Annotated in this window: 8 protein-coding genes; 3 read left to right on the plus strand and 5 right to left on the minus strand. The window is 70.2% G+C overall.

Features of this window, described 5'->3' with window-relative positions:
- Position 1 precedes the first annotated feature (1 nt).
- Positions 2-919 (plus strand): MOSC domain-containing protein, encoded by a 918-nt coding sequence (locus JE033_RS02050; RefSeq protein ID WP_200329150.1) that lies wholly within the window; start codon positions 2-4, stop codon positions 917-919.
- 170 nt (positions 920-1089) lie between these two features.
- Positions 1090-1350, plus strand: coding sequence for a 30S ribosomal protein S20 (rpsT, locus tag JE033_RS02055; protein WP_200329152.1), 261 nt, complete (start codon positions 1090-1092; stop codon positions 1348-1350).
- Between the two features lie 74 nt (positions 1351-1424).
- Here the strand turns inward: rpsT and holA are convergent, their stop codons facing one another.
- The 4 genes from holA to leuS form a co-directional block, all read right to left on the minus strand.
- Positions 1425-2456, minus strand: a complete 1032-nt coding sequence (gene holA / locus JE033_RS02060) for a DNA polymerase III subunit delta (RefSeq protein ID WP_200329154.1) — start codon at positions 2454-2456, stop codon at positions 1425-1427.
- A gap of 9 nt (positions 2457-2465) precedes the next feature.
- Positions 2466-5021 carry a ComEC/Rec2 family competence protein gene (locus JE033_RS02065; protein WP_234037053.1) on the minus strand — a complete coding sequence of 852 codons (2556 nt, stop codon included), beginning with the start codon at positions 5019-5021 and terminating at the stop codon, positions 2466-2468.
- Complete coding sequence (locus JE033_RS14605) at positions 5018-6052, minus strand: ComEA family DNA-binding protein (RefSeq protein ID WP_234037054.1); 1035 nt, start codon at positions 6050-6052, stop codon at positions 5018-5020. The genes JE033_RS02065 and JE033_RS14605 overlap by 4 nt, the downstream gene beginning before the upstream one ends.
- Positions 6053-6317: 265 nt before the next feature.
- Positions 6318-8858 (minus strand): leucine--tRNA ligase, encoded by a 2541-nt coding sequence (leuS, locus tag JE033_RS02075; RefSeq protein ID WP_200329156.1) that lies wholly within the window; start codon positions 8856-8858, stop codon positions 6318-6320.
- A 248-nt stretch (positions 8859-9106) separates the two neighbouring features.
- On the opposite strand from leuS, the gene JE033_RS02080 reads away from it, so the two are divergent.
- Positions 9107-9646: an SRPBCC domain-containing protein gene (locus JE033_RS02080; protein WP_200329158.1), complete on the plus strand. Its 540-nt coding sequence runs from the start codon at positions 9107-9109 to the stop codon at positions 9644-9646.
- Positions 9647-9667: 21 nt separating this feature from the next.
- Here JE033_RS02080 and JE033_RS02085 read toward each other — a convergent pair whose 3' ends face one another.
- The gene (locus JE033_RS02085) at positions 9668-11086 is read right to left on the minus strand and encodes an anthranilate synthase component I family protein (protein ID WP_234037055.1); all 1419 of its coding nucleotides are present in this window, start codon (positions 11084-11086) and stop codon (positions 9668-9670) included.
- Positions 11087-11108: the final 22 nt, after the last annotated feature.

The raw sequence follows: 11108 nt of genomic DNA on the forward strand, positions 1-11108 counted from the left end.
GATGCCTCGCGTCGTCGCCCTGTATCGCTACCCCGTCAAAGGATTCACTCCGGAACGCCGCGAACGACTCACCGTGCAGCGCGACGGGCGCATCGTCGGCGACCGGGTGCTCGCCTTCCGCTTCGCAGAGGCAGCGCTTCCCGAACAGCGCGACGGGCTCGACTACTGGCCGAAGGCGCAGGGCCTGGCGCTCCAGGACTTCCCGGCCCTCGCCGCATTGCGACTCGAGTTCGACGCTGCCGAGCGCCGCGTCACCATCTTCAGCGGCACCTCCGTCATGGTCTCCGCCGCGCTCGATGACGCCGGCCGCAAGCACCTCTCCGATGCGGTGACCGAGTTCGTGCTCGGCACGCGTGAGGGGAAGCGGTTGCAGCGCCCCGGCAGGCTGCCGCTCGAACTCGTCGGCGACGGCGAGCACGCGCGGTTCCAGGATCGCGAGCAGGGCTACGTGTCGCTGCACGGCCGCGCCAGCGTACTCGCACTCAGCGCAGTGATCGAGCGAACCGACGGCGGCACCCCCGAACTCGCCGCCTCCGGGGGCGATCCCGATCCTTCCAGCGGGACAGACCCCGCACTCGATGACCGCCGCTTCCGGTCGAACATCGTCATCGACGGCGTCAAGGCATGGGAGGAGCTCAAGTGGCGCGGGGCGGTGCGCATCGGCGAACTCGAGTTCCGCACGGCAGAACCCATCGTCCGGTGTCTCGCCACCCATGCGAACCCGGAGACGGGCGCACGTGACGCACGGGTGCTCACCACCCTGACCCAGCGCATCGGGCAACGGGAGCCGACGCTCGGCACGCTCCTGCTCCCCCGCGAGCTTCCGGCCCCGATGCCTGCCGGAACCGAGCTCGGGAGCGCCGCCTGGGGCGACATCCGGGTCGGCGACGACGTCGAGCTGATCGCGGGCGCGCTGTAGTCCCGCCGCGGCGCGCCGATGCCGCGACCGCACGGCCACTGGGATCGACGCCGAGCTTCTGCTAGACTCGGTTCTTGGCTTGCGTGTGGTTCTTACCACACCACCCGTAAGGTGCCCTCTCTCACCGCGCGGAACAACCCGTCAACCGGATCTAAAGGACACATCTCAACGTGGCAAATATCAAGTCGCAGATCAAGCGCATCAAGACCAACCGCAAGGCGACCGAGCGCAACAAGGCGTACAAGAGCGAACTCCGCACCGTCGTGCGCGCAGCTCGCGAGGCGATCGCAGCCGGCGACAAGTCGGTAGCCGAGGCCAAGCTGAAGACCGCCGGCCGCAAGCTGGACAAGGCCGCCTCGAAGGGCGTCATCCACAAGAACCAGGCCGCGAACCGCAAGTCGAAGCTCGCCGCTCAGGTGGCATCGCTCTAACTCGCATTCGCGATCGATTCAGGCCCTGCTTCGGCGGGGCCTTTTTCGTGCGCTGGCGCACTGCACCGGCAGTGCTACACGCGCCCGCGTTTCGCTACGAACAAGAGATACTTCTCGAGCGCGTACTCGGGGTCCCGACTCCCGCCCTTCAACCGCCACTCGGTTTCTGCGGCGAGATCGATCGCACGAGCGAGATCTTCTTCGCGCCAGCCGCGCACTTCGCGCAGCGCCCGATCGACCTGCCACGGAGCCATGCCGAGCTCTTTCGCGAGCTGTCCCCCGGATCCGCCGGCGCCGTAGACGCGGGCCATCGCGCGCACCTTCATATTGAGTGCGGCGAGCATCGGGATCGGATCGGTTCCCGTCGAGAACGCCTGGCGGAGCAGCACGAGAGCGTCGGCCGCACGACCGGCCGTCGCGGCGTCGGCCACTCTGAACGCATTCGTCTCGACGCGGCCCTCGGTGGCGCGTGAGACCTGATCCTCGGAGATTCTGGTGCCGACGTCCGAGACGAGTTGCCCGATCGCGCCGGCGAGCTCGCCGATCCCGCCCGAGAACGCGGCTGCGAGCTGGCGGGCCGCCCCCGGGGTGACCTGGGCGCCCAGTCGGCGAAACTCGGCCTGCACGAACGCGAGGCGATCCTGATCCTTCTTCACCTCGGCGCAGACCACCTCGATACCGCCGCCGGCCCCGCCGCGCACGAGATCGAGCAGCGCTTTGCCGCGCTGACCGCCGGCGTGGCGCAGCACCAGTGTCGTGCCGTCCGCCGGCTCTGCGACGTATCGTTTCGTGTCTTCGAGGAAGGCGTCGGAGCACTTCTCGACGCCCTCGACGCGAATCAACCGCGGCTCTGCGAACAGTGACGGGCTCGCGATCGTGAACAGCTCGCCCGCCGTGTACGAGGCGGCGTCGACGTCGTGCACCTCGAGATCGCTGTTCACCTCGAGCAGTGCGGCGCGGATCGCTTGCCCCGCTCGATCCGCGAGAAACGCCTCGGGGCCGGAGATCAGCACGACCGCAGCCGGCTGCGCCTCGCTCCAATCGAGCTGCGGGATCTTCGTCTTCGCAGACGCCGCTCGCGGAGCTGCCTTCCGTGCCTGTGCCACCCGTCCAGACTACCGTTCACTCTGCTCCTCGCTCGACGCTCCGCGCTCGGCCCAGACGTCGAGCGCGCCTGGATCGCCGCTCACGGCGATCGACCCCAGCTCGTCGGTCCGCAGAACGGTGGTGCTGGTGCGGCGGAGACCCTCGATGACGGACGCGGTCGGATGCCCGTACCCGTTGTCCGCACCGACCGAGATCAGTGCGACCTCGGCAGAAGCTGCGGTGAAGATGCCGGAATCGTGATCCGAAGAGCCGTGATGCGCCACCTTGACCACGTCGACGTCGAGATCGGCGCCCGTCCGTTGCAGCGCGAGCTGCTCATCCTCTCCCGTATCGGCGAGCAGGAGCACCGACGTCGCCCCCGCCTCCACGCGCAGGACGAGACTCGCGCTGTTCGTATCGGCGGGAGTCGCCCCCGGCTCAGGCGCCAGCACCTCCCAGTGCAGACCTCCGAGCGCATCGATCATGCCGCTCCCACCCACCTGCGTGCTCACACCTGCCGTCTGCAGCGAGGCGAGTACTGGGCGTACGTCGCCGTCCTCGCGATTGCTCGGTGCGATGAGCGCGCGATCCACCTGATCGACGATCGCGCTCAGCGCGCCCACGTGGTCCCGGTCGTCATGCGTGAGCACGAGGATCGCGATGCGGTGCACTCCGAATCGCTCCAGGCACGAGTCGAGCCGCTCGGGGTCGTCGCCGGTGTCCACCAGCATCACAGTGTCGGGGGCCCCTGGGTCTCGCAGCAGCAGCGCGTCACCCTGGCCGACGTTGCACGCGACCACGCTCCAGGTATGCGGAGTCGTGAGCCGCGCGGTCGTCGGGGCGATGAGCGTCGGCCCGAGAAATGCTCCGAGCGCACCGCAGAGCAGCGCCGCAATCCAGACGACGGTGCGGCGCGGGCGCGGCACGTTCCACCCCCACGGGGTTCTCCCGCTCGTCACTGGTGCGCCAGGGGAAGGCGCACCCGGATCCCGGTCAGCGTGCTCGCCGAATCGACGCTCGAGGAGCCACCAGGCGACGAGTACGGCGATTTCGACGCCTGCGAGCAGCGCGGCGCCTCCCCACCCGCCTGGCCACGCCCACCTCGCTCCCGGGACCGCAGCCGTGACCTCTGCGGTTGCGACGACCCAGCTGGCAGGCATGCTGGCGAGCCACACGCAGGCGTGCGACACCTCGGGGAAAAGCGGCGCCGCGAGGAGCGCGAGCAGCCCGAGCCCCGTACCCCAGGGGGCAGCCGGGGCTGCGAGCACGTTTGCGACGAGTCCAGCTGCGGGAAAGCCGGACTGCACGAGCAGCAACAGCGGCCCGCACGCGAACTGCGCGGCGATCGCGACGGCAACGGGAAGCCTGACCCACTGAGGGCTCGGGAACACGCGCCCCAGCAGCAGCATCACGTCGGGAACCCACAGCAGAATTCCCGCGGTCGCCGCGACGGAGAGCGCGAATCCCGGCTGGAGCGCCTGCCACGGATCGTGCACGAGCAGCGCGAGGACGGCGAGTCCGAGACCGGGAAGCGCGATGGCGCGCTTCCCCCCGAACGATGAGAGCAGCACGACCGCGGCCATCACTCCCGCCCGCTGCACGCTCGGATCCGGCCCGACGACGGCCACGAAGCCGGCCAACGCCGAGCCTGCCAGCGCGATCCGGGCGCGACGCGGTACGCCGAGCCAGCCCGACACCGTGAAGATGGCGGCCACGACCAGCGCGCAGTTGGCGCCGGACACCGCCACGAGGTGAGTGAGCGAGCTCTCCCGCATCTGCTGATCGAGGTGCTCCGGCACGAGCGACGTGTCGCCGACGGCGAACCCCGGCACCAGTTCGGCGCCGGGCACGCCGGCCGCCGCTTCGCGCAGGCCGGCGCGGAGACGGGCTGCAGCGTGCGTCGTGACGGCGCGAATCGTCGCCGATGCGCTGTCTGCGCCGTCCGTCGCGACGACATCGAAGGATGTGACACGGACTCCGTACCTGGCAGACGAACCGGCGTCGAGTGAGACGAGCGTGCCAGACGCCAGCGCGAGCGTCCCCGGCCCCCAGAGGTTCGCGTCACCACTGCGGTCACCCGGTTCCTCAGCACCGGAGCGGAGCGAGTCGGAGCGGGGCGAGTCGGAGCGGAGCGAGTCGGAGCGGGGCGAGTCGGCCGCGAACCAGAGCACGACGGGCATGTCGCCGCTGGCCGAGCGCGCGACCGCGGGCGCCCACGACGACCGTCGACCGCGCTCGTCGATCGATGTCTTCGGGAAACCTCGCAGCTCGATGTCGAGCGTCGTCGCACGCCCGCTCGTTGCGGTACGCGCGAATTGCGGATCCTCGCGCACCTGCTCGAGCGCATCGATCCGCGCCCCGAGCACGACGAGCATCGCACAGGCGATCCCCGCACAGCGAAGGACGACCGCGCGCCCGCGTGCACGAACGCAGCCGATCGCGACGACGCCGATGCCGAACGCCGTGACTGCGAGCCACCGGCCACAGCCCGGGACCAAGATGGCGCTCGCCACGAGTGCCCACGCCAGGACCGCGGGGGCGAGTATGCGCCAACGGCCCGACGGTGATCGAGATGCGTCGTTCATAGCACCACGAGGTCTCGCAGCCCGTCGAGCGTCTTCGCCCCGATACCGGGCACTTCGAGCAGCTGATCCACCGAGGTGAACCCGCCGTTCGCATCGCGCCAGTCGATGATGCGCTGCGCGAGGGCCGGACCGATACGGGGAAGGGTCTCCAGATCGGCGACCGCGGCAGTATTCAGGGCGATCGCGCCCGCTCCAGTTCCAGCTCCACTGCCGCCCGTCGTCGCGCCAGGCACCCCTCCTGGGCTCGGGCCAGCAGCGCTCGTGTCAGCCTCGCCCGCGGCGGCGCTGTTCCCGGCCGCGCCCGATGGGTTCGCCCTCCAAGCCGCGGCCAGCGCGGCGTCGGGCACGATCAGCTGCTCGCCGTCTGCAACCGTCCGAGCGAGATTCAGGACGTCGAGCACCGCAGCATCGGTCGCTCCGCCGGCCTCGTCGATCACATCGGCAACCCGGGAGCCCGCCGGGAGCTCGACGACCCCGGCGCGGTGCACCTCTCCCACCACGTGCACCAGCACATCCGCCCGCGAAGCATCTGCGCCGCCGCCGTCGCCGTGCTCGGGCACCGGCCCGGATTCGGCTCCACTCGTCGCCCCGCCGCCCGGCTGCTCGCCCGCAGCCTCAGACGAGCTCGCCGCAGCATCCGCGCCCTCGGTGGCCACCCCGTGGCCCCGAGCCATCGTGATGCCGATAGCCACCGCGATGGCCGCGACGAACACCAGCGCTCCGACGGTCACTGGCACTGCGATCCCGCGGCGTATCCGCTCCCCGATCCTCGTGCTCGGCACCCACCGGAGCGCCGGCGCGGCCCGCGCGTTCGTCCGGTCGCTCGCCTGCCAATGCCCCCGCGACAGCACTGCCTCACTGGAGAGGAGTGGGCGCGTGTTCAGGTCGGCGTCGCCGCCCGCTTCACTGACGGCTTCGCCGAGCGCTTCACCGACCGCTTCACCGACTGCTTCGCCCGCTTCGCCGGGCTCGCCGGACTCGCCGGGCTCGGCGGGCCCACCAGTGCCATCGGGTGCTTCGTGCTTCCGCATGCGAACACGCTAGGTCGCGAGGGCGCCCGCGCTGCCGCTTCGTCGCCAGCAGTGGAAAGGTCAGCACCTACGGCCGCTGGCGCCCCCTTGTGAGCGGAGTACGCGCTCCATCATTCACCCGACGCACCCATCCATCCCATCCCATCCATCCCATCCATCCCATCCCATGCGAGCGGGGTCACTGTTGGTGCGTGTCATGGGTCCGACACGCACCAACAGTGACCCCGCTCGCAGCGCGAAGGAGGAAAGAGAGCGGGAGCCCGCGCTAGGCGGCCGGCTTCGTCGCGATGCTGACGATCTTCGGCACGCGCACGATCACGTTGACGACCTGTCGATCACCGATCGCGCGCTGCACCGCGGCCGACGCACGGGCAGCCGCCTCGGCCTCGGCCTCAGACACCGACGCTGGGAGCGTCAGGCGATCCCGCACCTTGCCGTCCACCTGCACGACCATCGTGACCTCGTCCTCGACGAGCAGTGCCGCATCGGCGACCGGCCACTCCACGAGCGCGACGCTCGGCTCGAACCCGAGCTTCGCCCACATGTCCTCGGCGGCGTAGGGCGCGAAGAGCGAGAGGATGACGGTGATCGCCTCGGCCGACTCGCGCACCGCGGGGTTCGCGGCGCCGACGCCCGAGTCGATCGCCTTGCGGGTCACGTTCACCTGCTCCATGAGGCGCGCGACGACTACGTTGAATTTGTAGGCCTCGATGAGCCCCGGCGCATCGGCGAGCAGGCGGTGCGTGGCTCTCCGGAGCCCGGCGTCGCCCTCGGAGAACGCTGCCTCACGCGGCGCCCCCGCCGTCTGCACGTCGTCGACGACGCGCCAAGCCCGGGCGAGGAACTTCGCCGAGCCCTGCACCGACACGTCCGCCCAGTCGATGTCGTCTTCTGGCGGCCCCGCGAACGCAAGCGTCACGCGCAACGCGTCGGCCCCGTGCGCCTTCAGCTCGCTCGCGAACTCGACGAGATTGCCCTTCGACTTCGACATCTTCGCACCGTCCTGCAGCACCATGCCCTGGTTCAGCAGCGCGGTGAACGGCTCGTCGAAGTCGAGGTAACCGAGATCGTGCAGCACCTTCGTGATGAAGCGCGAGTACAGCAGGTGCAGAATCGCGTGCTCGACACCGCCCGCGTACTGGTCGATCGGTCCCCAGGCGTTGACGAGCTCCGGGTCGAACGCCTGCGTCGCATCGTTCGCCGACAGGAAGCGCAGGTAGTACCACGAGCTGTCGACGAAGGTGTCCATCGTGTCGGGGTCGCGCGTCCAGGTCTCGCCGGTCTCGGGATCGACGACCGTCGCCCACTCCGTGGCGGCACCGAGCGGTGACGCTCCCTTCGGCTTGAGGTCCAGCCCCTCGGAGGCCGGCAGCTGTACGGGCAGCGCCTCGGAATCGACCGGGCGCATCTCGCCGTTCTCGTGATGGAGAATCGGGATCGGCGTGCCCCAGTAGCGCTGCCGCGAGATCAGCCAGTCGCGCAACCGGTACGTGGTCGACGCGCGACCGGTGCCGCGCTCCTCGAGCACCTCGACCGCGCGGGCGATCGCCTCGTTCTTCGGCAGCCCGTCGAGCTCGCCCGAGTTGACGAGCACCCCTTCGCCGGCCGTCGCGACGCCGCTCTCCGCGGGATCGGGCAGGGCGGCGCCGTCGGCGTCGCGCACGTCGACGACCACGCGCACGGGCAGGTCGAACTTCAGCGCGAAATCGAGGTCTCGCTGATCGTGCGCCGGTACCGCCATGATCGCGCCGTGCCCGTAATCGGCGAGCACGTAGTCGGAGGCCCACACGGGAATGCGCTCCCCGTTGACCGGGTTCACCGCGAAGTGGTCCAGGAAGACGCCGGTCTTCTCACGATCCGCGCTCTGCCGCTCGATCTCCGTCTGCTTCTGCGTCTGGGCCAGGTACTCCTGGAAATTCCTGCGCACCTCTTCCGAGGCGCCCGACGCGAGCTCCGCCGCCAGGTCGGCGTCGGGGGCGACCACCATGAAGGTCGCGCCGTGCAGCGTATCGGGGCGCGTCGTGAAGACCGGAACCTTCTCCTCACGGCCCTCGATCTCGAACTCGACCTCGGCCCCGCGCGAGCGCCCGATCCAGTTGCGCTGCATGTTGAGCACCTTGGTGGGCCACTGACCCTCGAGCGCGTCGAGATCGTCGAGCAGGCGATCCGCGTAGTCGGTGATGCGGAAGTACCACTGCGTCAGCTTCTTCTTCACGACCATGGCGCCCGAGCGCTCGGAGGTGCCGTCCGCGAGCACCTGCTCGTTCGCGAGCACGGTCTGATCGACCGGATCCCAGTTGACCCAGCTCGCTTTGCGGTAGGCGAGACCCTTCTCGTACATCTTCAAGAAGAGCCACTGGTTCCACTTGTAGTACTCGGGGTCGCTCGTGTGGAGCACGCGGCTCCAATCGAAGGAGGGCGCGTAGAGCCGGAACGAGGCCTTCTGCTGCGCGATGTTGGCGTACGTCCACTCCCGGGGATCCACCCCGCGCTTGATGGCCGCATTCTCGGCGGGCAGCCCGAAGGAGTCCCACCCGATCGGGTGCAGCACGTCGTAGCCGCGTCCGCGCCAATAGCGTGCGAGCACGTCGCCGAAGCAGAACGCTTCTGCGTGCCCCATGTGCAGATCGCCCGATGGGTACGGGAACATGTCGAGCACGTACTTCTTGGGGCGCGCTGCCCCGGGGGCGGAGGCTCCCTCGGTGTCGACCTCGAACGGCTTCAGCTCGTCCCACACGGGAAGCCAGCGGTCCTGGATCGCCTGGAAGTCATAGCCCTCGGCGTCGCGCTCCTGCTGCTCGGTCACACATACCTCGATCTCGGTTCGAATCGCCCGCGTTCGCGAGCGCACACTTCCGACCAGAATACCCGGTACCGAGCGGGTGGAGCGCCCAGCGCCCGCGCGCTGAGCGGGACGGCGCCGGCGGCGGAGCGTCGAGGCGTCGCGCGCCGGCGGGGTGGCGGGGTCACCGCGCTGGGCGCATACTGGGCAGCACCCCGGCGATCCGCCGCCCACTCGGGTGCGCGAGCCGGGCGCGCAGCAGAGGAGCTCGCATGTCACTCTCGCCACAGCCCGATGAGACGATCGAGCCGTCGCCCGTCGAGACGCCCTTCGCCGCCGCATTCGATGCGGAGCGCGATCTCTCGATCACGCGCATCATCCGCGCTCCCCGTGCGATCGTGTGGCGCGCGTGGACGGATCCGGATCGCCTGGCCCGCTGGTGGATCCCCGCCCCCATGACGGCACGCGTCGAACGGCTCGAACTCGTGCCGGGCGGCGCGCTCATCACGAGCATGAGCGAGGACGGAAGGGCCTTCGAGCCGCACATGAATGCCGTGTTCGTGACCGTCGAGGCCTCGAGGCGCATCGTCTTCACGAATGCGCTCGACGCCCAGTGGCGGCCCGCTGCTCCGGCACCCGTTGCCGTGACCGCCGAGTTCACCCTCACCGACCACCCGGAGGGCACGGCGTACCGGGCCACGGCGCGTCATGCGAGCGCGGACGACCGCGCGAGGCATGAGGAGCTCGGCTTCGTCGACGGCTGGACGATGGTGACCGCGGCACTCGCGGCACTGGTCGAGCGCGAGGTCTGAGCGGGCCGCGCCCGAGTCCGATCAGCGGGCGAGCGCAGAGAGCAGCGCGGCGGCCTTGAGGTGCTTCTCCGCGACCTCGTCGGCGGCGACTGAATCGATGGTGATGCCTCCCCCGGCGCCGACAGCGACCACAGGCCGATCGCCCCGCCGCATCTCGACGCTGCGAATCGTCATCGCGAGCTCCGCGTCGCCCCGGCGATCGATCCACCCGAAGCACCCGGAGTAGAACCCGCGCGGCCCGCCCTCCAACCGCTGCAGCAGCTGCACGGCCCGGAGCTTCGGGGCACCCGTCATGGAACCGCCGGGAAACGCGGCGACGATGGCGTCCCAGATGCCCTGGCCGCCCGCCAAGGTGCCGGAGACCGTGCTCACGAGCTGATGCACATGAGCGTGGGTCTCGACATCGAGAAACCGGTCGACGCGCACCGAGCCCGGCTCGCACACGCGACTCAGGTCGTTGCGCATCAGGTCGACGATCATCAGGTTCTCCGCGCGCTCCTTCGGATCGGCCGCGAGTGCTGCCGCGAGCGCACGATCGCTGCTCGGCGACCCTCCTCGACGACGGGTGCCCTTGATCGGGTGCGTCGAGACCGTCGCACCGCGGACCGAGAGAAACCGCTCCGGGCTCGCGCTGACGAGCACGTGCGAGCCCGCGTCGACGATTCCGCCCCGCACCGGCGCTCCTGACCCGCTCAGGCGTCGGTACACCTCGATGGCGTCGAACACCCCCGTGGCCTCGGCGGTGTCGGTCAGGCAGAGCACGTAGGCGTCGCCCGCCCGGATGGCGTCCCGGCAGCGTTCGACCGCCGCAGCGTAGTCGGCATCCCCGCTGCGCCACTGGGCCGGGGATGCTTCGGGATCAGACGCCGGCGCCGGCATCTCCGCTCCTCGCTCCCGGGCGCGCAGATGCTCTCCGTGCTCCGCGAGCCACGCATCGACCGCGGCGGTGCTCGGTCCGCGCAATTCGACGGCTCCGGAGTCGTGATCGACGGCCACGACCACATCGCACCGGAGCGCAACGGCGGCAGGGTCGGCGGGGGTCCCGGGCTCCACGTCCGACGCCACGGCCGGCCCGAGGAGCGCGACGCCGAATTCGTAGGTGAGCGCGATGACCCATCCCCCTGCGAAACCGACGGCTGCCCGACGAGCGCCGCATACCGGCGCGTCTCCAGCGGTGTCCGAGGCGTGGTCACCGGCGGGCGACACGGCGTCCGACTCGTCCCGCAGATCCGAGAGGAAGGCACGTTCGCCTCCCGGGGCGGCGAGGCGCACCTCGCCCGCGATCCCGAGCGTCGACACCCGCGGCTCCCCCGGTGCTGCCCCGGCTCCGTCGAACCAGAACCAGGGCGACCCGGTGTCGGCGAAGCGGCGTGCGATCTCGACGGCGCTCACGCGCGCACGCACGGCGCGAGCGACCGGTTCACGCATCGGATCGGGCATCGTCTCAGCGTACCGCCGGTGC

This window comes from Leucobacter sp. L43 (assembly GCF_016597785.1).
Classification (GTDB): Bacteria; Actinomycetota; Actinomycetes; order Actinomycetales; family Microbacteriaceae; genus Leucobacter; species Leucobacter alluvii.